The 22,172-nt window shown below is 62.8% G+C and carries 16 protein-coding genes; 7 read left to right on the top strand and 9 right to left on the bottom strand.

Annotated features, from left to right (window positions below; translation table 11 throughout):
* Window positions 1-3: 3 nt before the first annotated feature.
* Complete coding sequence (locus ACP15P_RS02400; RefSeq protein ID WP_424926894.1) at window positions 4-1,842, bottom strand: glycerophosphodiester phosphodiesterase; 1,839 nt, start codon at window positions 1,840-1,842, stop codon at window positions 4-6.
* A 54-nt stretch (window positions 1,843-1,896) separates the two neighbouring features.
* A complete protein-coding gene (locus tag ACP15P_RS02395; protein ID WP_424926893.1) occupies window positions 1,897-2,496 on the bottom strand; it encodes an ImuA family protein in 600 nt (199 codons plus the stop codon).
* Between the two features lie 132 nt (window positions 2,497-2,628).
* Between ACP15P_RS02395 and ACP15P_RS02390 the strand changes: the two genes are divergently transcribed.
* From ACP15P_RS02390 to ACP15P_RS02380, 3 genes are all read left to right on the top strand, one after another.
* Window positions 2,629-3,501: a DMT family transporter gene (locus ACP15P_RS02390; protein ID WP_424926892.1), complete on the top strand. Its 873-nt coding sequence runs from the start codon at window positions 2,629-2,631 to the stop codon at window positions 3,499-3,501.
* A gap of 250 nt (window positions 3,502-3,751) precedes the next feature.
* Complete coding sequence (locus ACP15P_RS02385; protein WP_424926891.1) at window positions 3,752-5,317, top strand: calcium-binding protein; 1,566 nt, start codon at window positions 3,752-3,754, stop codon at window positions 5,315-5,317.
* Between the two features lie 132 nt (window positions 5,318-5,449).
* Entirely contained in the window at window positions 5,450-6,661 is a 1,212-nt protein-coding gene (locus ACP15P_RS02380; protein ID WP_424926890.1) for a cytochrome P450, read from the top strand.
* A 9-nt stretch (window positions 6,662-6,670) separates the two neighbouring features.
* On the opposite strand, the gene ACP15P_RS02375 is transcribed toward ACP15P_RS02380, so the two are convergent.
* Both ACP15P_RS02375 and ACP15P_RS02370 read right to left on the bottom strand, forming a co-directional pair.
* Window positions 6,671-7,021 carry a DUF1801 domain-containing protein gene (locus tag ACP15P_RS02375; protein WP_424926889.1) on the bottom strand — a complete coding sequence of 117 codons (351 nt, stop codon included), beginning with the start codon at window positions 7,019-7,021 and terminating at the stop codon, window positions 6,671-6,673.
* 245 nt (window positions 7,022-7,266) lie between these two features.
* Window positions 7,267-8,346 carry an A/G-specific adenine glycosylase gene (locus tag ACP15P_RS02370; RefSeq protein WP_424926888.1) on the bottom strand — a complete coding sequence of 360 codons (1,080 nt, stop codon included), beginning with the start codon at window positions 8,344-8,346 and terminating at the stop codon, window positions 7,267-7,269.
* A 72-nt stretch (window positions 8,347-8,418) separates the two neighbouring features.
* Here ACP15P_RS02370 and ACP15P_RS02365 point away from each other — a divergent pair, with 72 nt between their 5' ends.
* A complete protein-coding gene (locus tag ACP15P_RS02365; RefSeq protein ID WP_424926887.1) occupies window positions 8,419-8,943 on the top strand; it encodes a DUF721 domain-containing protein in 525 nt (174 codons plus the stop codon).
* 32 nt (window positions 8,944-8,975) lie between these two features.
* Window positions 8,976-9,626: a DsbA family protein gene (locus tag ACP15P_RS02360; RefSeq protein WP_424926886.1), complete on the top strand. Its 651-nt coding sequence runs from the start codon at window positions 8,976-8,978 to the stop codon at window positions 9,624-9,626.
* Window positions 9,627-9,981: 355 nt separating this feature from the next.
* Here ACP15P_RS02360 and lpxK read toward each other — a convergent pair whose 3' ends face one another.
* The 5 genes from lpxK to ACP15P_RS02335 all read right to left on the bottom strand — a co-directional run bounded on the left by lpxK (window position 9,982) and on the right by ACP15P_RS02335 (window position 17,786).
* Entirely contained in the window at window positions 9,982-10,983 is a 1,002-nt protein-coding gene (lpxK, locus tag ACP15P_RS02355) for a tetraacyldisaccharide 4'-kinase (protein ID WP_424926885.1), read from the bottom strand.
* On the bottom strand, window positions 10,983-12,281 hold the full coding sequence (locus ACP15P_RS02350) for a 3-deoxy-D-manno-octulosonic acid transferase (protein ID WP_424926884.1): 1,299 nt from the start codon (window positions 12,279-12,281) through the stop codon (window positions 10,983-10,985). The genes lpxK and ACP15P_RS02350 overlap by 1 nt, the downstream gene beginning before the upstream one ends.
* Before the next feature lie 220 nt (window positions 12,282-12,501).
* The gene (locus tag ACP15P_RS02345; protein ID WP_424926883.1) at window positions 12,502-13,371 is read right to left on the bottom strand and encodes an MBL fold metallo-hydrolase; all 870 of its coding nucleotides are present in this window, start codon (window positions 13,369-13,371) and stop codon (window positions 12,502-12,504) included.
* Between the two features lie 348 nt (window positions 13,372-13,719).
* Window positions 13,720-16,959 carry a carbamoyl-phosphate synthase large subunit gene (gene carB / locus ACP15P_RS02340; protein WP_424926882.1) on the bottom strand — a complete coding sequence of 1,080 codons (3,240 nt, stop codon included), beginning with the start codon at window positions 16,957-16,959 and terminating at the stop codon, window positions 13,720-13,722.
* A 164-nt stretch (window positions 16,960-17,123) separates the two neighbouring features.
* Window positions 17,124-17,786, bottom strand: coding sequence for a TetR/AcrR family transcriptional regulator (locus tag ACP15P_RS02335; protein ID WP_424926881.1), 663 nt, complete (start codon window positions 17,784-17,786; stop codon window positions 17,124-17,126).
* 440 nt (window positions 17,787-18,226) lie between these two features.
* Here ACP15P_RS02335 and aspS point away from each other — a divergent pair, with 440 nt between their 5' ends.
* Together aspS and ACP15P_RS02325 are read left to right on the top strand one after the other, a co-directional pair.
* Complete coding sequence (aspS, locus tag ACP15P_RS02330) at window positions 18,227-20,005, top strand: aspartate--tRNA ligase (RefSeq protein ID WP_424926880.1); 1,779 nt, start codon at window positions 18,227-18,229, stop codon at window positions 20,003-20,005.
* Window positions 20,006-20,216: 211 nt separating this feature from the next.
* Complete coding sequence (locus ACP15P_RS02325; RefSeq protein ID WP_424926879.1) at window positions 20,217-22,172, top strand: putative bifunctional diguanylate cyclase/phosphodiesterase; 1,956 nt, start codon at window positions 20,217-20,219, stop codon at window positions 22,170-22,172.

Below are 22,172 nucleotides of genomic sequence, written 5' to 3'. Positions count from 1 at the left end.
GCGTCAGTCCGTCACACCCAACCGGTCGCCCACAATCAGGGCGACCTTTTGCATGATGTCGAGCTGCTCCCGCTCCTCCAGCACCTGCCGCGCCAGCGCGGGCCGGTCGGTGATCAGCCCGTCCACCCCAAGCGACAGCATCCGCGACATGGCCGCCCGGTCATTGATCGTCCAGACGTAAACCGGCTTGCCCGCCGAATGCGCCCGGTTGATGAAGGACCGGTTCGCCATCCCCGCATTCACCGCCAGAAAATCCAGGTCCACCCGCGTCAGGTCGCCAATCGCCTGCGCGGTCAGAAGCCCCACCTGCCACTCCGGTCGCAGCTCCTTCATTTTCAGTGCGCCAGCCCGGTCCAGGGACATCGCGGCAACACTGTCCGTCATCCCCGTGGCTTCCACGATCTCTGCAACACTCTCCTCCAGCCGCACCGCATGACCGTAGTATTTCAGCTCGATGAGGACCTTCGCCCGGCCTTTGGCGGCAAGCAGGACATCCTCCAGCGTCCGCACCCGCTCGCCTGCGAATTCCGGCCCGAACCAGCTTCCGATATCGAACCCCTCAATATCCTCCGGCGTCGCCTGCCAGACCTCCACCGGCTCTCCGGCCTGGCGCATGAAATCCCGGTCGTGGATAACCACCACGGTCCCGTCCGCGAGTTCCTGCACGTCGATTTCCAGCCAGTCCGCCCCATCGGCAATCCCGCCCTCAATCGCCGCCATCGTGTTCTCCGGCGCGTTCGCCGCACCACCGCGATGGGCGATCACCTCAACACTGTCCGGCGTGGTAATCCGCTCCAGGAACAGCGGAAATCCCGCAATAGCCCCAAGCCCCGCCGATCCCGCCAGTACGGCAATCACGGCCCAGCTCAGCTTCGACTGCACACTTCCATGCGCGCTTTTCGGCGCCTCCGCCTCCGCCACCAGCTCCGGACTGCCCCGCGCCATCAGGACATTGAGGCTCAGCGCAAGCGTGGCGTTGTTAAACGCCTGCAACAGCGTATTGATCACAATCCAGATCAACGACCCGCAAATCAGCGCAAGCGCCTGATGATCCATTGAGCCGTCAATCTCGGGGATGATCAGTTTCGCCACAAAATAGAGCAGGGCGGAGGTCACCGACGCCATCAGAAACGACACCACCCCCCAGGCAATCATCGCCGGGGCCACCCCCGGTCTGCGCGTGGCAATGATGTACTCGCTGCGCCCAAATGCCGCCCGCGCGCCCATCCGCGCAAACAGCGTCAGCGGCAGGGCCAGCGCCCAGGTGATCAGCCTGCGAATGATAAATACCGCCGCCACAACCGCCGTGAGCCCAATAATCGCCCCCGCAACCCAAAACTCCGGAGGTTGCACGGTCAGGTAATAGTTGATGTCATGCCCGGTCAGCAGAAACCACCCGGCCGCCCCCATCACCAGGAGCGCGGGCAGACACATCAGCAAAACCCGCACCGACAGATAAATGCCAAATCGTAAAATCACCGGAATGCGCCGCAGGATAAACCGCACCGCCGGCATCGGCCCGGCCCGCTGCCCCTTCCGGTCGGCCATGTCGATGGCCATCATCGTCGCGGTCTCGAACACCGTCACCGTGATCAGTGCGGTTCCAATCGCCAGCATCACCGCAAGCCCCAGTGGCGAGACAAAAAATCGCGCGATCTGAAGATCGGTCAGCGTACTGCTCCCCGACAGGCGCACCAGATGCCCCGACACCATCGCAAAAACCGGCCAGAGCGCAAGGGCCGCCAGCGCCGTGGCCGCCACATGGGTGGTTAGATAGCGCAGCCACTGGTCCCAAACCCGTCGGGCGGCCTCAACATATATGGAAATGCCCGTCCGTATCATGCCCCGTCACCTTATCCCGCGCTCCTTTGTTGGATACGGGTTTTGACCTGGCAATCAAGTCCAGCCTTTTTCAAACCGCATCTGCCCGTCCTCCAGCCACATCTCACGCGACTGTTCGGGGGCCATGCGCGCCCGGGTGCGCGACAGCTTCCACCTCGGTTTGCCATCCCGCGCCCAGCCGGGCCGGGGAGCCATGTGCCAGCGCGTCTCGATCCCCGGCGCGCCACCCCAGCCAGGCGTCAGGAGCAGCATCATCGGCGCGTTCCCCCTGGCCTCATGCCCCGTCGCCGCCGCCAGATGCAGCCGCCGCACCGGCGTCAGCCCCGGCGGCCCGGGCAGATCCGCCACCACCAGCGGCATCAGCCCGCTGCGCAGCGCCTCCTCAGCGGCCCAGAGGATCTCCATCGGCGTCCTGGCCTCCCCAAACACCACCCGCCCAGGGTCGAGAAAGGGACGTATCCCGTCCCCCATCAGCCGGTCGACATTCCACATCATCCGCAGCCACAACACCGGCCCCGTCATCTTCCCCGCTGTCAGAACCGCAAACAGCCGCCGCGACGGACCACAGACCTCATGGGTCCGCGCCAAGGCAAGATCTACACCAGGAGCATGTGACAGGGCTTTGGCCTTCGGCGTGTGACGTGTGTGGAACATGGAGGATCAACCGGTTTTGTTCCTGTTATGTTCACATCTTTTTCACTCAATGGCAAGCGCGCCTCCGTCCTTTACGCCACCCGGCATATATGCGACCAACACTGATATATTAGATCGGAGTAACCTTCTCCCGTGTCGGACAATACCAGGGGCCTGCTCTGGGCGCTTCTGGCCGTGGCCCTTTTTGCCACGGCGGTGGCGCTCGCCAAGGTGGCGGCGGTCCACTATCACGTGCTGCAAATTCTGTTCTTTCGACAGGTCACCGTCCTGCTGTCCTCCCTTCCGGAGGTTGCGAAGTTCTACCCGCAGGGTCTGCGGACCAAACGCCCGGGCGCGCATTTTATCCGACTTGCCGGCGCGTTTGTGGCCATGTCCTGCGGCATCTGGGCGGTCACCGTTCTGCCGCTCACCACGGCCGTCACACTTGGTTTCACCCAGGTGTTCTTCACCACGCTGCTGGCTTTCCTGCTGCTCCGGGAACCGGTGGGGCCATACCGCCTTTCCGCCGTGATCGTAGGCTTTATTGGCGTGCTCGTCGTCATGCGCCCGGGCGTCAACGGTCTGCTCGACTGGCACGTTCTCATTCCGGTGGTGGGAGCAATGGGCGGCGGGGTCGCCGTCACGTCCGTACGCAGGCTTGCAGGCACCGAAACAACCGCCACGCTCCTGTTCTACCAGTCCCTGTTTGTGGGCCTGCTTTCCGGCGTTCCACTCCTGTGGTTGTGGACCACGCCGGACCTTGAGGGCTGGATACTCCTCCTGTCCATGGGCGTAATCGCCACGGCAGGCCAGTGGTTCGGCGTCCGCTCACTCCGTCTCGGCGAAGCCAGCGTCATCGGTAACATGGAATACACCCGTTTGATCCACGCAACCATTCTTGGCTATTTCCTGTTCGCGGAGGTGCCCGACATCTGGACCATTGCCGGTGCCACCCTGATCGTCGGTTCGTCCGCTTTCGTCTTCCACCGCGAAAACGCCGCCCGTAAACGGTCGCTCAAAACCTGAGCCGGCATACGCGATGCGCCGGGACCTGAAATCAGCATACGAACGTCAAATGAGTCACTCATGGCAGGTCGCGGACCTAAACAATCGTGTATTTCTATAAAATACCTCACATTGAAAAAACTCCTGGCCTGATAAAACAACGGCAGTAAACCTTATTCCGCACCGTGTATTCCGGTCGCGGGAAATTAAGAGTTACTGGAGTTCGGGTTTATTTTGAAATCCAATTTTATTACTGTGAAGGAGTAAATAAATGGGTGTTTATAACGGAGACAATTCCGGAAATACAATTGCACCAGGTTTTGTAACGGATGACGTAAGCAGCAACCCCCCGGGATCCACTCCCGGCAACGGATCGGACACCATCCGCGGCAACGGCGGCAACGACTATCTCGACGGAGCCGGCGGCAATGATACCGTCCTCGGCGGTTCCGGACATGACGAGGTCTTCGCAGGCTCGGGCCATGACCTCGCGCGCGGCGGTTCCGGCAATGATGACATCTGGACCGGCGGCGGCAACGACCGCGCCTATGGCGACAGCGGCAACGACTACATCACCAGCGCCGGTGGCAATGACACGCTCCGCGGCGGGGGCGGCAACGACACCATCGTCGGTCATAACGGCACCAAGGACGTCAACGGCGGCGGCGGACGCGACGAGATCCATTCCAGCGGCGCGGGCCTCTACCGCGGTGGCAGCGGTGACGACATCATGTTCGTCGGCAACGGCGTCAACGAGACGCTCGACGGCGGCGATGGTATCGACCTGATCGACATTGGTGTCGGCGGCTGGAACTACAGCCTCAACCTCTTCACCGGCCAGACCAACTGGGCGGGCGAGAGCTTCGTCAACTTCGAGAATGTCCACGGCGGCACCGGTAATGACACGGTGACCGGCAACAACGACGCCAACATCATCCTCGGCAAGGACGGCGAGGACGACATCTTCGGCGCCCAGGGGAATGACAAAATCTATGGCGGCGGGGACAACGACCTCGTGCGCGGCGGTGCCGGAAATGACCTTGTCGCCGGCGGCAGCGGTGATGACACCGTGAAGGGCGGCGACGGCAACGATCTGCTGCGCGGCAATACCGGTGACGACCTCATGTATGGCGGTGCCGACCATGACACCATGGAAGGCGGCGACGGCAATGACGTCATCTACGGCGATGATGGCGACGATGTCATCCTCGGTCAGGACGGCGACGACTGGATGTATGGCGGCGAAGGTTTCGACGACATTTCCGGCGGTGCGGGCAACGACACCGGCTGGGGCGGCACCGGCAGCGACGAGATTGACCTCGGCGACGGTGACAACCGGGCCTATGGCCAGGACGGCAGTGACATCATCAGGACCGGCGACGGTGACGACTACATCTCCGGCGGTTCCGGCAATGACACCATTTATGGCGGCTTCGGCGCCGATGACCTGCGCGGCGGCAGTGGCGCTGACGTGTTCGATTTCGACAGCGAACACGAATCCACCGGCCACTACTACAATTTCAGCTCCCCCGACACGATCCTCGATTTTGAGGGAGCGGGCTGGTGGGGCGGCGACGTCATCGACCTGTCCGGCATCGACGCAATTTACGGTGGCACCGATGACGAATTCACCTTCCGTGGCGACATGACCACGGCCCAGGGCGCCACCTACGGCGCGGGCACGCTCTTTGCCACCAACAACGTCTCCTATCCCGGTGACGACCGCACCGTGATCTGGGGCAACGTGGATGGGGACAACATCATGGAACTTGCCATCATCATCGACGACGGTGCCGTCGACGCCAGTGCCTACCAAAGCTGGGACTTCATCCTCTAGACCAGGCGACTGCCCCGCCCTGACAGGGGCGGGGACACACACGCCAGGGCGACCACAGGGCGACGCGCGGCCCAATCCGTGCTATGCTCACCGTGCTACCCAACATCTTCCGGGGCTTTGAGGACAGCGCACATGCCCACGACCGCACAGCCGCAGGCCGGAATATTGGATGCCGAGGTCGCGGATTTTCGCCCCGACCCCCATGCCGGTTTCGCCAAATACCGCGCCCGCACGGCCCTCATCAACCTTGGTGGAGACCTGCCGCTGGCAACGCGCCATGCCGATGTCTGCACCCTCATGACCGACGCCCGCACCCGTCAGATGGAGACCGAACCCCTGACCATGCGCGGCATCACAAATGGCGACCTCTACGGCTTCTTCGCGGCCTCCATGCTTCAGTCCAATCCGCCATTTCACAGCCGCAGACGACGCCCGGCGGCCAAATCCTTCTTCCCCAGCCTGATCGAGGCATGGCGCCCCCGCATTCGTGCACTTGTCACCGAAATCCTTCAGGGGCTCGACGACGAACCGCAATTCGACTTCCTGCAACAGGTCGCAGCACCGCTGCCCTCCCGCCTGATTGGTGAAATTCTCGGCGCCCCGCCGGACGACGCCCCTTGGTTTTCCGAACGGGTTCAGGTCATGTCCCGTGGGCTTACCGCCTTTCGTGAAGCGGACTTCCCAAATATCGAAGCAGCCGCCCACGATCTCACGCTCTACGTGCAAAACCTTCTGGAGGACCGCCGCGCCAGGCCCCGCGACGATTTCCTGACCGACTACATCGCGCGGGCAGGCGAGGACCCTGACCTGACCGATGCCGAAACCGTCATCCAGATCGTGACGCTCATCCTCGCTGGCAGCGACACCACCCGCTTCGGCGTCACTTCCACCCTGTCATTGCTCCTGCAGCACCCGTCCCAGTGGGATGCCCTTTGCGCCAACCCAGGTCTCGCAAAAGGTGCCGTGCTCGAATCCCTGCGGTTCGAACCTCCGGTGGGCTCCATCGGTCGCGTAGTTGTCGACCCAATGGAAATCGGCGGCATCCCCCTTCCATCCGGCACCTTCGTCGCGCTTTCCATCCTCTCCGCCCAGCGGGATCCGGCGGTCTATGACGCGCCCGACCGCTTCGACATCCAGCGCACCGACCAGCCAAAACTATCGCTGAATTTCGGCCTCGGTGCCCACCGCTGTCTCGGTGAGCACCTGGCCCGCGCGGAAATGGAGGAACTTCTGATCGCCGTGACCAGCCGCTGGCCCGGCCTGCGCTTCGCCGCGCCGCCGCCAAATACGCTCGGCTTCACCGGCATTCGCGGCATTGAACCGCTGATCCTCACCGCCGCCTGACCCGCGTGCTCAGTCCTGGTTGTCCAGTTCCAGGGCCCGGCTCACCAGCCGCCCCACCGCCACGCCGTTGGGGCGCTTGCCAAGAGGCACCTTGACATACCGCATCCGGCTCCCGTCACCCTCAAGCAGCCCCTCCGGATCGCCAAGCTCCGCACCCTTGCCAAACCCGAGCGCCACATGGCGTTTCGATTTCTGCAGACAGCAGACCATCGAATTTCCGTGGTAATAACAGGGCTGGTTCCACCTGAAATCCTCGCGCATGCCCTGACCCTTCGTCAGCACCAGGTGCCTCAGATCAGCGGCAATCTCACGCTGCTTGTTCGTCAGTCCGGAAAACCAACCCGCGACTTCATTCTTCATGTTTCGACCTCCCCCCTGGAAGCGGCCGCGACCTGTGCGGCCAAAATCACCGTACCATTTTTCAGGCTAATTTTGAAGCGTGAGCCCCGTCAATAATCCCGCCCCCGGAACGGGCCAATCCCGACCGCTCTGCAAAATCAATATGCAGCGGGCAAATTTTCAACGCTTTCCGCGCGTGAGAAACCGCATCCCATGCCCACAAATTTGGCACCGCGATCGGTATCCCGCCCCAGACCCGATTCTCGTCAGGCCCGTTCGACGAAGCCGTCCTCCACCGCCGACAACCCCAGCCGCAGCGCCTTGCGCATCACCGTCGGCAGCCGCTCCGGCAGGTCATCATCGCCGGGATAAAACCGCAGCCGGTCGCCGGGCAGGGCGTCCAACCGCCCGACCAAAACCTTCAGCCGCAAATGAAAATGCGTGAATGTGTGCCGCACCTCGCCCGGCACCTCCCGCCAATCCGCCTCCAACGGATGCACATCCTCCGGCACATCCTCGCGCCATTCCGTTCCCGGCAGGCCCAGCATCCCGCCCAAAAGCCCGCTCTCCGGCCGTGTCTCCAGCGCCACCGCACCCTCCGGCCCAATGCCCAGATACGCGACCCCGAACCGCACCGGCTTCACCGCCTTGGGCGATTTGCGGGGCAGGGTCTCCGCCACACCGGCCAGCCGCCCTTCGCAGCTCTCCATCCACGGGCAGATGCCACAGGCCGGACTGCGCGGCGTGCAGATCGTGGCCCCCAGATCCATCACCGCCTGCGCATAATCCCCCGCACGCTCAACCGGGGTCAGCCCCCGCGCCAGCCCGCGCAACTCCTCCTTCGAGCCGGGCAGGGGTGCCTCCACCCGGAAGACCCGCGCCATGACCCGCTCAATGTTGCCGTCGAGCACCACCGCCTGCCGCCCAAAGGCAATCGCCGCAATCGCCGCCGCCGTGTAGGGACCGATCCCCGGCAGCTTCAGAAGCTCCGCTTCCGTGTCCGGAAACCGCCCGTCCAGGTCCCGGCTGACAATCCTTGCGCATTTCAGCAGGTTCCGCGCCCGCGCATAATACCCCAGCCCCGCCCAGGCCCCCATCACGGCCTCATCCTCCGCAGCCGCCAGGTCCTGCACCCGCGGCCAGCGACCGGTGAAATCCAGGAAATACCGCGTCACCGCCGCCACGGTCGTCTGCTGCAGCATCACCTCCGACAGCCAGACGTGATACGGGTCCGGCAAAACGCCCGCGCGGCTGTCATGGGGCGGCACCCGCCACGGCAGATCGCGGGCGTTGCGGTCATACCATGTCAGGATCGCATCGGCGCTGGGGGAGGAAATATTTGCCATCTGGCTCCTGTTTGGCCCTGACATTTCGCCATCGAAAGTCTAGTCTGCGCGGCAGTTCCGGAGGCACCCTGCATGGCCAAACCCACAGGAAATTACAAGCGCAACAGCGGCTGGCGTCGTCAGTCCCGCGGCTTCCTCGCCGCCGGCGGCCTCATTGGGTCGCAAATGCGCACCAATGCCGCCAAACGCGCCTTTGTCACCGAAAAACTCCGCGTCAGCTGGCCTGAGATCGTGGGCGCCGAGATCGCGGCCATCTGTGTTCCCGTACAGCTTACGCTTACGCGCGGCCCCGCCGGCGGCATTTTGCGCCTCGCGGTCGTGGGCGCCATGGCCCCGCAGATCCAGATGATGGTGCCGACCATCCGCGAACGCGTGAACACCTCTCTGGGCTCCAACACCGTTGGCCGCATCCAGCTCGTCCACGCCACCGCCGCCGATCTGGCACACATGCCGAAGCCCGAAACCGACGGGCCAAAACCCGTCCCGGACGTGGAAATTCCCAATGATTTCGACGAAACCCTCTCAAGTATAAGTGATGGCGATCTGCGGGAGGCGCTGCTGACATTGACAAGGAATGTGTTATCCCGCAGCAACTGACCCGACGGAAAACAGACGGAATTTTACAAATCATGCCCATTGAACTGACCCGCCGCGAAACCCTTGCACTCACCGCGGCCGCGGCCGCGGCCCTTTTCCCGGGCGCAGCACTCGCCCAGTCCGATGACGCCCCGGTGCGCGAGGTGCGGGAAATGACCATGGGCGATCCCGACGCCCCCATCACCGTCGTTGAATACGCCTCCTTCACCTGTCCGCACTGCGCCACCTTCCACCGGGATGTCATGCCGCAGCTGCGCGAGAATTTCATCGACACGGGCAAGGTGCATTTCATCTTCCGCGAAGTGTATTTCGACCTCTATGGCCTCTGGGCCGGTGTTGTCGCCCGCTGCGCCCCCGAGGACCGGTATTTCGGTATCGTGGACCTCATTTTCAAAACCCAGTCCGACTGGACCAGATCCACGGCATCGGACGAGGAGGGCGCGAAAGCCGAGGTTACGCAGAACCTCTTCGGCATCGGCCGCCAGGCCGGTCTCACCGACGACCAGATGCGCGAATGCATGCAGGACCGCGAATTCATGGAAGCCCTCGTGGCCGAGTTCCAGAAAAACATGGAAGCCGACCAGGTCACCGGCACCCCGTCCTTCATCATCAACGGCGAAAAAGCCTCCAACATGAGCTACGCCGATTTCGAGGCACGGCTCAATGAGGAACTGGAGGGGTAAAAAAGGCTTCCGCTTTTTTCCAAGCCCGGCCGGGCCCTGGACAAAGGTCCCGCAACCCTTCCGGCGTGTCGGCACGACACGCCATGCCCGACTTTCCCCCCGGGAGGGCATCCACGACGTCGGCAACCGCTCAATGGTTTCGCCATTTTACGCGACCAGCGCTGAAATAACCGGGGCGAAGCCCTCCCAAAGTCGATCATGGCGCATCGTGCCTCGGGTCAGGCCAGTGGGTGGAGAAGTGTGAATCTCATAGCCCATGGGGGAGGTCGGCGCTGCCCGGCGTCTCCGCCGGGCGAAACAGTTGAACTGTCAGCGAAATTTCCCAGACTTTGGGGTTGGCTGAGGCCCAAACCTCTCAGCCCACATCCCCCAAAATCCGCCCCAGCGCCGCTTCCAAAACACCCTCATCCACAAACCCCAGCCGCACCGGCAGGGCCAGAACCTTCGGCCGGAACTCCTTCGGCAGACGCGCCGCGTCCTTCTCGGTGGTCACGAGTTGCGCCCCCAGCTGCTGCGCCTCCCGCTCCAGCCGCGCCAGAATACGCCCGTCATAGGGCGCGTGATCCGCAAAACCGTGGCGGCTCACGATATGCGCGCCAAGCCCGTCCAGCGTGGCGAAAAACTTCTCCGGCCGCCCGATCCCGGCAAAGGCCAGCACCCGCTGCCCCTCCCAGTCCATCCCGGTCTGCAAAGGCCGCAACTCGCCGCCCAGTACCGGCACCGTCACCCGCGACCCCCAGGCATGGGCAAAACCGGCCCGCGACGCCGCATCGCCAATCGCCAGCACCAGATCCGCCCGCGCCAGACCCACATCCACAGGTTCGCGCAGTGGCCCGGCCGGAATGACCCGCCCGTTGCCAAACCCGGTCGCCGCATCCACCACAACAATCGACAGATCCTTGGAAAGCGACGGGTTCTGATGCCCGTCATCCATCACGATCACCTGCGCGCCCGCGTCCCGCGCGGCCCGTCCCGCCGCCGCCCGGTCGCGTGCGATCCACACCGGCGCAAAGGGCGAGATCAGCAGCGGCTCATCCCCCACCTCCGCCGCCGTGTGCCGCATCTCATCGACCCGCACCGGCCCGGTCAGACTGCCGCCATGCCCGCGCGAGACCACATGCACCGCCACGCTCCGCGCCACCAGCCGCTCCACAAGCGCAATCACCGTGGGCGTCTTGCCCGTGCCACCGGCGGTCAGGTTCCCGACACAGATCACCGGGATGCCAAGGTCCAGCGGCTCCGCCCTCGCAATCCGCCGTGCCGTCAGCCAGCGGTAAATCCACGACAGTGGCGTCAACACCCACGCGGCAAGCCCAGGCCGCTCCGGCGGCCGCAACCAGAAACGCGGGGCTTGCATCACTCCGGACCGGCGTCGAGCCGGGACGTAATCGCGGCCATGACCGTCTCCGTCACCTCCGCCCCGTCGCTGCAGGTCTCCCAGGCCGCCGCCGCCATCTCCGCCGCCCGGTCGGGATGCAAGGTGTCCGCCAGAGCCGAGACCAGCTCCTCCTCATCGGTGACCTCCACCGCCGCACCCGCGTCCGTCAGCTTTTCATAGGCATCGACAAAATTCCGCACATGCGGCCCGTGGATCACCGCGCTGCCAAGCAGCGCCGGCTCAAACGGGTTGTGCCCACCAATATTAATGAGCGATCCGCCCACAAAGCTGACCGGCGCAATCCGGTACCAGATGCCCATCTCGCCCAGCGTATCGGCCAGATAGACATCCACATCGCCATCAATCGGCTCATCCCTTGAGCGCTGCGCCACCCGCAGCCCCTTGCTCCGCGCCAGCTCCGCCACCGCATCGCCCCGGTTCGGGTGGCGCGGCACGAGGATCAGGGCCAGCTTCGGGAAACTCCGGTGCACCGCCACATGCGCGGCCAGAACCACCTCCTCCTCGCCCTCATGGGTCGAGGCCGCCAGCCAGATCTGCCGCCCCACCAGATCCATGGAAATCTGCCGCCGCACATCCTCATTGCCGGGCAGGGGGGCGGCCCCCTCCTTCAGTGTGCCCGAGACCGAAATCCGCTCCGGATCGGCACCAAGCGAAATCAACTGTTCCCGCGCCAGCCGGTCCTGCGCCAGGATCTCGTCAAACCGCCGCAGCAGCGACCGCGCCATGCCCTTCATGCCCGACCAGCGCCGGTAGGTTTTCTCCGATATGCGCGCATTGATCAGCAGCATCGGAATGTCCCGGCGGTGAACCTCATAGAGCGTCCCGGGCCAGATCTCGCTTTCGGTCCATACCGCCAGGTCCGGCTTCCAGTGCTCCAAAAACCGCCGCATCCACGGCAGTACATCCAGGGGCACAAACTGATGGATGCAGTTCTTCGGCATCCGCTCCTCGAGCAGTTCCGCCGAGGTCACGGTGCCCGAGGTCACCAGACAGGTCACGTCCGGCCGCGACTCCCCAAGCCTGCGAAACAACTCCAGCAGCGACACGGATTCCCCCACACTCGCCGCATGAAACCAGATTATCGGTCCTTCGGGGCGCAGCATGCCCGGCTGGCCCATGCGTTCCAGGAACCGGTCCGGATCCTCCCGGCCTTCCTTCAGCCGCTTTCTGAGCAGATACCGTCCAAGGCTGCCCGCACGGTTGGAAAGCGTCAGATAAAAGCGCAGGCCAAATGATCCGATCCGTCCTGGTTCCACGTCCCTAACACCTTCCCACTCCATCCGGCTGTCAGACCGGCACATGGCGCAGGGACCCTATACAGCCCTTCAATTTGGCTGAATCATTCCCCCGCCGTCACCCGGCCATTCTGGGCAGCGGCGCGGTGCAACGCAATATCAGATCAGCACGTGCGGCAATCCACCGCCCATGGTGTTGTTCCGGTGCAATTTTTCGCGCCAGCCCGGCGGTGTTACCGGCTCAGCGCCCCTCCATCCCCAGAAACCGCGGTGGCAGAGCGACCACGGTGGGCGTGCGCGGCAAATCCCTCAGGGATACTTCAATGAACGGCTCATCACGCACATCAATCTCGAACTGATCCTGCATCCCCACCAAAAACCGGTCCAGCGACCCGGTTGAGAACCAGTGCATGGGGATCACCACCGCCGAGCGCACATGCTTCAGCAGCGCAATCATCTCCGGCAGGGGCAGTGTCAGCCCCCCGTCCACCGGCGCCATCACCACATCGAGCCGCCCGATCGCGGCATACTGTTCCGGCGTCGGCGTGTGATGCAGATGCCCCAGATGCCCGATGCACAGCCCCTCGGCCTCGAAGACGAAAATCGAGTTGCCATGGGCCTCAACCCCGCCATAGGCACTGCGGATATCCGTGGGCACGTTGCGGATCAGCATTTCGCCCAAATCAAGATGGTGATGCACCGCGTTCTCCCCGTCCTGGCTCCAGCCCGGCAGGACGTTCGGGATGCGCGTGTCAGGGCTGGCGGTCCAGTGCGAGCCGTGGGCGTGGTTCATGGTCACCACATCCGGCACCACGTCATCCGGCCCAATATAGCCGTTGTAATCCGTGACCACCGACAGCCCGCCGCGCGTCTGGATCAGGAACATGGAATGATCGATATAGTTCAGCCGCACATGCTCGTCCGGCACCTGACTTTTGTAATCGACCGTCTGCGGCTCCAGCGCCGCCGCCGCCCGGATCACCTGAAATCCCGGCACGTTCTCCACATAGGCCCGGCAATGCGAGGGTTTGCGCTCCACCACCTCCTGAGCCAGCGCCGGTCCCAGGGCCAGCGTCAAAACGGCAGTCAACGACCCAAGCAAACGTCCCATAGGCGACCCTCTTCATTGCGTCCGCCTGAAACGTTACCCCGAACCCCGCGCCTGTCAAAGTAACCTGATTGTCATCTGCCGCGTTTCGGTCCCCGACCGGGCAATTGCCGAAATACAGGGCAGATTTTTTTCCAAAACCCGAGGCAGGACGCGGAGGGAAATCCGCCACGCTAAGGCGCCAAACACGTCGACGGCACAGTCTGGCATCTACCAGTTCAACCGTCCCGCCCGGCGGTAACGCCGGGCAGCGCCGACTTCCCCCCAGGGAGGCGCTACAGCGCCACCCGAAGTCTGCGATGCCCTCCGGCATTCACCGGCCCGCAGGAAGCCGCTCAAACCGCCGAAAAATCAGAACCCCTGGATCGGAGCCACCTCAAGCGCGCCCTCAAGACGGTTGCGCATGGCGAGTGCCGCGGCCCGTGACCCGGCGGCGGTGGTGAAATAGGGGATCTTCATCGACAGGGCGAGCGACCGGATCTCCCGGCTGTCCGCCACCGACTGCGCCCCCTCGGTCGTGTTGAACACAACCTGAATGCCACCATCCTTGATCTGGTCCACAATATGCGGACGCCCCTCATAGACCTTGTTCACCTTCTTCGCATCAATGCCATTGGCCGACAGGTAATCCAGCGTGCCACCGGTCGCCACAATCTCGAAGCCCAACTCACTGACCACCCGCGCAGCCTCAAGCGTCAGGGCGTTCTTGTCGCTGTCCTTGACCGAGAGGAACACACGACCCTTGTCGGGCAGGGTGGTTCCGGCCCCGATCAGCGCTTTCAAAAACGCCCGGTCAAAGCTGCGGTCCACACCCATGACCTCACCGGTCGAGCGCATTTCCGGCCCAAGAATGGTGTCAACGCCCGGGAACCGGTTAAAGGGCAAAACCGCCTCCTTCACCGCCACATGCTTCGTCTTCGGACTCTTCAGCTCAAAATTCGACAGTTTCTCACCGGCCATCACACGTGACGCAATTCCGGCAATGGGCGAGCCCACGGCCTTCGCCACGAACGGCACGGTCCGCGAGGCACGCGGGTTGACCTCCAGAACGAAGATCTCCCCGTCCTTGATCGCAAACTGCACGTTCATCAGACCGACAACATTGAGCCCAATGGCCAGCGCCTTCGCCTGCGCCATCAACTCCTCAACCACCGCATCGTCGAGCGAGTAGGGCGGCAGGGCACAGGCACTGTCACCGGAATGCACGCCCGCTTCCTCAATATGCTCCATCACGCCCGCGATATGCACATCCGTGCCGTCGCTGATCGCATCCACATCGACCTCAACCGCACCGACCAGATAGCTGTCGAGCAGGATCGGATTGTCGCCAAACAGATCCACGGCCTCGCCCACATATCGGCGCAGACCCGCATCATCGCGCACGATCTCCATACCCCGGCCACCGAGCACGAAGGACGGACGCACAACCAGCGGAAATCCAATTTCGGAGGCCACGGCCTCGGCTTCCTCAACCGACCGCGCAAGACCGTTCGCGGGCTGCTTCAGCCCCAGCTTGTGCAAAAGCTGCTGGAACCGCTCCCGGTCCTCGGCCAGATCAATCGCATCGGGCGAGGTGCCCAGAATGGGAATGCCCGCCTCGTCCAGCGCATTGGCCAGCTTCAGCGGCGTCTGCCCGCCGAACTGCACGATCACGCCCTTCAGCGTTCCCTTCTGCCGTTCCACATCCAGGATGTTCAGCACGTTCTCAAGCGACAGCGGCTCGAAATACAGCCGGTCCGACGTGTCATAGTCCGTCGACACCGTCTCCGGGTTGCAGTTGACCATAATGGTCTCGTACCCGGCATCGGACAGCGCAAAACATGCGTGACAGCAGCAGTAGTCGAACTCGATGCCCTGACCGATCCGGTTCGGACCGCCGCCCAGAATGACAACCTTTTCCCGCTCCGAGGGCCGGGCCTCACACTCGCTCAGCGCCATCGCGTACTGCTCGTATGTCGAGTACATATACGGTGTCTGCGCCTCAAACTCGGCGGCACAGGTGTCAATCCGCTTGAACACCGGCGTCACACCCAGCCTCTGCCGCTCAGCACGCACGTTCATCTCATTGCGCGCCGTCAGCGTCGCCAGCCGCGCGTCGGAGAAGCCATACATCTTCAGACGGCGCATCGCTTCGGGATCATCGGGCAGGCCGTTTTTCCGAACGACCTCCTCCATATCCACGATCTCACGAATGCGCGCCAGGAACCACGGATCGAACTTCGTCACCGCATGGATTTCGTCATCGGTCAGTCCGTGGCGCATCGCCTGGGCGGTCAGCCGCATCCGGTCCGGCGTCTGATGCGACAGCGCATTGATGACGGCGGCCTTCACATCGTCGCCATCGGCGCCCTCAATCTCAATCTCGTCAAACCCGGTCAGCCCGGTCTCCAACGAGCACAGCGCCTTCTGCACGCTCTCATGGAACGACCGCCCGATGGCCATCGCCTCACCGACCGACTTCATCGCGGTGGTCAGCAGGGGCTCGGAACCCGGGAACTTCTCAAACGCAAAACGCGGAATTTTCGTCACGACATAGTCAATCGTCGGCTCAAAGCTCGCGGGCGTCACCTGGGTGATGTCATTGTCCAACTCATCGAGCGTATAGCCCACGGCCAGCTTCGCCGCGATCTTCGCAATCGGGAACCCTGTCGCCTTGGACGCCAGCGCCGAGGACCGTGACACACGCGGGTTCATCTCAATCACGATCAGACGGCCCGTTTCGGGATGCACCGCGAACTGCACGTTCGACCCGCCCGTTTCCACACCGATCTCGCGCAGCACCGCAATGGATGCGTTGCGCATCATCTGGTACTCCTTGTCGGTCAGCGTCAGGGCAGGGGCCACGGTAATACTGTCACCGGTGTGAACGCCCATCGGGTCCACGTTCTCGATGGAACAGATGATGATGCAGTTGTCCGCCCGGTCGCGAACCACCTCCATCTCATACTCTTTCCAGCCCAGCAGGCTCTCGTCGATCAGGATCTGGTTCACCGGCGAGGCATCGAGCCCCGTGGCGCAGATCCGCATGTAATCCTCGCGGTTATAGGCCACACCACCGCCCGTACCGCCAAGCGTAAACGCGGGACGAATAATTGCGGGCAGACCCACATGGTCAATCGCCGCAATCGCGTCCTCCATCGATTCCGCAATCGTAGCCCGCGGGTTTTCCAGCCCGATCCGGTCCATCGCATCCCTGAACAGCGCGCGGTCCTCGGCCATTTCAATGGCTTCCCGCTTCGCCCCGATCAGCTCGACATTGAATTTCTCCAGCACACCCATGTCCGCCAGCGCCAAAGCGGTGTTCAGACCCGTCTGTCCCCCCATGGTCGGCAGCAGCGCATCGGGCCGCTCCTTCTCAATGACCTTGGCCACCACCTCGGGCGTGATCGGCTCCACATAGGTCGCGTCCGCCATGCCCGGATCCGTCATGATCGTGGCCGGGTTGGAGTTAACCAGAATCACCCGGTATCCCTCCTCGCGCAGCGCCTTGCAGGCCTGGGCGCCGGAATAGTCAAACTCGCAGGCCTGTCCGATGACAATGGGCCCGGCTCCGATGATCAGGATCGAGTTGATGTCGGTTCTTTTTGGCATGTGGCCCCGCAGTGAACTGTCCGAAACCGAGAGATCCGGTCCGGGTTTAGGATGGAGTGCTGGTTAGCAAATTGCCGTGGTTATAGTCAGCGCACGACGCTGCGCAAGGGCTCAAACAGCCCCCGCGGCCAAACCACTCTCACCATGTTGCGAAGGGCCGGTTTTCAGGCGGCGTGCGCCGCCATGAACATGCGAATGCAGTAGGCCACATGTTTGCGGATTTCCTGCTCGGACATCGCGGGCATGTCCGGCCGGAACAGCCGCGCCCAAAGATGATTGGCCCGGACCGCTCCGATCAGCGCCGCTGCCGCCATGTCCGGATCACTGACCTTCAGAACCCCGCGTTTGTCAGCGCCCGCAAGGTATTTGGCGATCCGGGACTGGGACCGGCCGGGACCGTTTTCGAAGAAATCCATGCCCAGATTCGGAAAGGACGACTGTGACGAGGCACAAAGCACGTTGAACCTGCTGAATTCCGGCGTCGTCGTCGCCCGCAAAAGCCCTTCCAGAAACTCCGTCAGCGTCGCTTCCACGGAACCGCTGTCATCATCCATGCAGGTGATGTCCCGCAGGGCCTGCTCATTCTTCTCAAGCGCCAGTTCCGAAAACCGGGTCACGGCGGCCCGGTACAGGCCCTCCTTGTCCCCGAAGTAACTGTATATGGTGCTTTTCGATCCGCCCACGCGCTCCACAAGGGCGTCGATACTCATGCCCTGGTAGCCCATCTCGCAAAACAGTTCGATCGCCGCGTCGAGAATATCCCTGCGTTTGCCCTGTTGCCTCAGGGTCCAGCCGCGTTTGGCCGGTTTGGTCATTGGTTCGCTCATCAGTTTGTACTTTCTCTTCCTCTGCGGGGAAGGGTCAGCCAAACGGGAAGCGGATCCGTTGCATCTTTTCCATATGCCTCTATCGAATCACGATGCGTTTTCCTCCCGTCATCAATGCTTCACATATAGCATACCAAAGTACCGATAGTATTAAATTTCGTATTGTGATCAGTTATTTGATTGAGATCAATTGCATTAACGCTAATACACATGTCGGATGTAAACCTTTCAATTGTTTACATGATAAACATTGCGTGAATACGGCAGACAGTACTAAGAACGTTCCAATTTTAGTCCACGCCTGACCATCGTGACAGGTCATCCGTCTAACCTGCCGAAACCCCGATAATGCGCCTTTCCCCGCCGGTCTTGCGCCACCCCCATGCCTCGTTATAAGTCCCCACGCTAAAGTTGCGCTTTTTTCCAGGGATGATCCTTTCATGCACGCCTATCGCACGCACACATGCGCCGACCTGACCGCCGCCAATGTTGGCGAAAACATCCGCCTGTCCGGCTGGGTAAACCGGGTCCGCGACCATGGTGGCGTGCTCTTTATCGACCTGCGGGACCATTACGGTGTCACCCAGGTTCTCGCCGACGCCGACAGCCCGGCCTTCTCCGAGATCGAAAAAGTCCGCGCCGAATGGGTGATCCGCATCGACGGCACCGTAAAGGCCCGCGCCCCGGAACTGGTGAACCCCAAAATCCCCACCGGTGAGATCGAGGTGTTCATCCGCGACATGGAAGTGCTGGGCGCGGCCGAGGAACTGCCCCTGCCGGTGTTTGGCGACGTGGAATACCCCGAGGAAACCCGCCTCAAATACCGCTTCCTCGACCTGCGCCGCGAGAGCCTGCACGAGAACATCGTTCTGCGCTCGAAAGTCATCTCGACCCTGCGCGAGGAAATGGTGGGGCAGGGCTTCACCGAATACCAGACCCCGATCCTGACGGCCTCCTCGCCAGAGGGCGCCCGCGACTTCCTCGTGCCGTCGCGTCTGCACCCCGGCAAGTTCTACGCGCTGCCCCAGGCCCCGCAGCAGTTCAAACAGCTGATCATGGTCGCCGGTTTCGACCGCTACTTCCAGATCGCCCCCTGCTTCCGCGACGAGGACCCCCGCGCCGACCGCTCCCCCGGTGAGTTCTACCAGCTCGACATGGAAATGAGCTTTGCCACCCAGGAGGACGTCTTCCAGGTGATCGAACCGGTCATGCGTGGCGTCTTCGAGAAATACGGCAAGGGCCGCCCGGTGACGCAGGACTTCCCGCGCATCGCCTACCGTGATTCCATGCTCTGGTACGGCTCCGACAAGCCCGACCTGCGCAACCCGATCAAGATGCAGATCGTCTCCGAGCACTTCGCGGGCTCCGGCTTCAAGATCTTCGCAAGCCTTCTGGAGAAGGAAGGCACTGAAGTGCGCGCCATTCCCGCCCCCGGCGGCGGCTCCCGCAAATTCTGCGACCGCATGAATTCCTTCGCGCAGGGCGAAGGCCTGCCGGGCATGGGCTACATCTTCTGGCGCGAGGCCGATGGCGGCATGGAAGCCGCAGGCCCGCTGGCCAAAAACATCGGCCCCGAGCGCACCGAAGCGATCCGTCAGCAGCTTGGCCTTGGCGCAGGCGACGCCGCCTTCTTCCTCGCGGGCAAACCCCACGAGTTCGAGGCGGTGGCCGGCAAGGCCCGCGTCCATATCGGCCAGGAACTCGGCATCTCCAAAACCGACACCTTCGAGTTCTGCTGGATCGTCGACTTCCCCATGTACGAGAAGGACGAGGAAACCGGCGCGCTCGATTTCAGCCACAACCCGTTCTCCATGCCCCAGGGCGGCTTGGAAGCCCTCGAAACCCAGGACCCGCTGGATATTCTGGGCTACCAGTACGACATCGTCTGCAACGGCATCGAGCTGTCCTCCGGCGCCGTGCGAAATCACAAGCCTGAGATCATGTACAAGGCCTTCGAGGTGGTCGGCCACAGCCGCGAATTCGTCGATGAAAACTTCGGCGGCATGCTCTCCGCCTTCAAATTCGGCGCCCCCCCGCACGCCGGCATCGCGCCGGGCGTCGACCGCATGGTCATGCTGCTCGCGGACGCCGAAAACATCCGCGAGGTCATCATGTTCCCCATGAACCAGCGCGCCGAAGACCTCATGATGCAGGCCCCCTCCGAGGCCACCAACGAACAGCTCCGCGAGCTGGGCCTCCGCCTCATCCCAAAAGAGTAGGGGCCACCCCCAACCCTCCCGCCCGGCACCACCGCCGGGCGGGAAACAAATTGCCGCGTGGATCCAGCCACTCAACTGCGGGGACCCACGCACTTAAATAAACTTGTCCCCATAAAAGCCCCGCGCAATTACGTACCATTAATTCCGATCCGCTAGTCCTCCCCCGGTATTTTTCATCACTGTAGGTTTGCGGGCGGGGGGCCTGGGGTCAGTGTTTCTTGGTAGACTTGCATCGGTATTTTCCGTGCCGAAGGACAATCCCAGTCTGGTGATTGCCCAGGCCCGCACGTTCTCGCGCCAGATCCCGATGATGTACGCGATGGTCATCGTGAACTCGATCGCCCTCGCCTGGCTGCACCAGGACATCGCCCCCGACCATCTGAGCATCTACATACCCGCCGCACTCGTGGCCCTGTCCATTTACCGTACGATCAACCACTGGCGCTTCGGGCAACGGGAGATCAGCGGCGAAATCGCCCGCAAACAGCTTCGCGCGACAATGGTTCTCGCGGGCGTGCTCGGCGCTGTCTTTGCCGGCCGGGCGCTGTCTCTGTTCAAATACGGCGACGCCTATACCAAGGGGCAGGCGGTGTTTTTCATCGGCGTGACCTGCATGGGTATTCTGGTCTGTCTCATGCACCTGCGCGCGGCGGCCCTGCTTCTCACCGTGGCCGTCGTCGGCCTGACGGTGCCGTATCTGCTCATGACGGGCCAGACGACCTATATCGTTGTCGCCATCAACCTGCTGATCGTCACCGTGGCGGTTCTGTTTGTGCTCTCGCGCTATTCCAGTTCCTTCGTGGAGCTGATCGCCAACCAGGACGCGCTGAAGGCCGCGGCGGAGGCGTCGCGCGAACTCAGCGACCGCAACGAGCGGCTGGCCAATCTCGACGCCCTGACCGGGCTGCCAAACCGCCGCAGCTTCATGGCCGAACTCGACCGCCGCATCTCGGAAGGCGAGGCCGAAAACGTGGCCTTTGCGGTGGGGACCATTGACCTCGACGGCTTCAAACCGATCAACGACATCTACGGCCATGTCGCCGGTGACCGCCTGCTCCGGGCCGTGGGCGAACGCATCGCCCAGGTGGAACGGAGGGTGTTTGTCGCACGCCTCGGTGGTGACGAGTTCGGCCTTATCATCCCCGGAGATCACGGCAGCGGCGCGCTAAAAGCCCTCGGTGACCGGTACTGCAACACGCTGCGGGCACCGTTTGAGCTTGAGGATTTCACCGCCACGATTGGCGGTTCGATTGGTTTTGCGAAATACCCCGATGCGGCCTCCACGGCTGAACAGCTCTTTGAATACGCAGACTTCGCGCTTTACTCCGCCAAGGACACCGCCCGCGGCACCACAACCGTCTTCAGCCCCGAACACCGGTCCAGCATCGACCGCTCCAACCGCATCCGGCGCGAGCTTCAGGTCGCAGATCTGGAGGAGGAACTGGCCGTCCATTTCCAGTTCATTGTCGACGCCTGGAGCGGCGTGCCATGCGGGGCGGAGGCGCTCGCGCGCTGGAACAGCCCGGTGCTCGGTCGCGTCCCGCCCGGCGAGTTTATCTCCGCCGCCGAGCAGACCGGGCTCATCAACCGTCTGACCCGTATCATGCTCGCCAAAACCCTTGAGGCGGCAAAGGACTGGCCCGGCAATCTGACCGTGTCCTTCAACCTCTCGGCCAGGGATATCGGCTACCGCAACCACATCCTTCAGCTGATGGACATTGTGAAAGCCTCCGGTTTCCCGACCGAACGTCTGATGTTCGAGGTCACGGAATCCGCCGTGGTTCACGACCTGGAGCGCGCCAGCGAAACGCTTCTGCTGCTCAAAAGTCTCGGTGTCCGGATCGCGCTGGATGATTTCGGCGTCGGCTATTCCAGCCTCAGCTACGTCCAGGCCCTGCCGCTCGACCGGCTAAAAATTGACCGCAGCTTCGTGATGCAGATTGAGCAGAGCCGCAAATCCCACGCCGTGGTCCAGACCGTCGTGGATCTCTGCAACAACCTGCGTCTCGACTGCGTGGTGGAGGGCGTGGAAACCGAAGGCCAGCGCGACCTGCTGCGCCAGATCGGCTGCACCAAAATCCAGGGCTATCTCTATCACCGCCCTATGGCGTCGGAGGACGCCGTTAAATTCCTGCGCGACATTCCCGAACTCTCAAGGGTCGCCTGA

Source organism: Amaricoccus tamworthensis (assembly GCF_049800875.1).
In the GTDB taxonomy this organism is placed as follows: domain Bacteria; phylum Pseudomonadota; class Alphaproteobacteria; order Rhodobacterales; family Rhodobacteraceae; genus Amaricoccus; species Amaricoccus tamworthensis.
Note: the sequence above shows the minus strand (reverse complement) of the source record. Positions and strands in the feature narration are given on the sequence as shown.

Bases quoted from the DNA above. Each gene is read 5' to 3' on its own strand.
- ACP15P_RS02375 (WP_424926889.1), bottom strand. From the start codon at position 7,021: ATGAAGAATGAAGTCGCGGGTTGGTTTTCCGGACTGACGAACAAGCAG.
- carB (WP_424926882.1), bottom strand. From the start codon at position 16,959: ATGCCAAAAAGAACCGACATCAACTCGATCCTGATCATCGGAGCCGGG.
- ACP15P_RS02335 (WP_424926881.1), bottom strand. From the start codon at position 17,786: ATGAGCGAACCAATGACCAAACCGGCCAAACGCGGCTGGACCCTGAGG.
- lpxK (WP_424926885.1), bottom strand. From the start codon at position 10,983: ATGCAAGCCCCGCGTTTCTGGTTGCGGCCGCCGGAGCGGCCTGGGCTT.
- ACP15P_RS02345 (WP_424926883.1), bottom strand. From the start codon at position 13,371: ATGGGACGTTTGCTTGGGTCGTTGACTGCCGTTTTGACGCTGGCCCTG.
- aspS (WP_424926880.1), top strand. From the start codon at position 18,227: ATGCACGCCTATCGCACGCACACATGCGCCGACCTGACCGCCGCCAAT.
- ACP15P_RS02365 (WP_424926887.1), top strand. From the start codon at position 8,419: ATGGCCAAACCCACAGGAAATTACAAGCGCAACAGCGGCTGGCGTCGT.
- ACP15P_RS02400 (WP_424926894.1), bottom strand. From the start codon at position 1,842: ATGATACGGACGGGCATTTCCATATATGTTGAGGCCGCCCGACGGGTT.
- ACP15P_RS02395 (WP_424926893.1), bottom strand. From the start codon at position 2,496: ATGTTCCACACACGTCACACGCCGAAGGCCAAAGCCCTGTCACATGCT.
- ACP15P_RS02380 (WP_424926890.1), top strand. From the start codon at position 5,450: ATGCCCACGACCGCACAGCCGCAGGCCGGAATATTGGATGCCGAGGTC.
- ACP15P_RS02360 (WP_424926886.1), top strand. From the start codon at position 8,976: ATGCCCATTGAACTGACCCGCCGCGAAACCCTTGCACTCACCGCGGCC.
- ACP15P_RS02385 (WP_424926891.1), top strand. From the start codon at position 3,752: ATGGGTGTTTATAACGGAGACAATTCCGGAAATACAATTGCACCAGGT.
- ACP15P_RS02370 (WP_424926888.1), bottom strand. From the start codon at position 8,346: ATGGCAAATATTTCCTCCCCCAGCGCCGATGCGATCCTGACATGGTAT.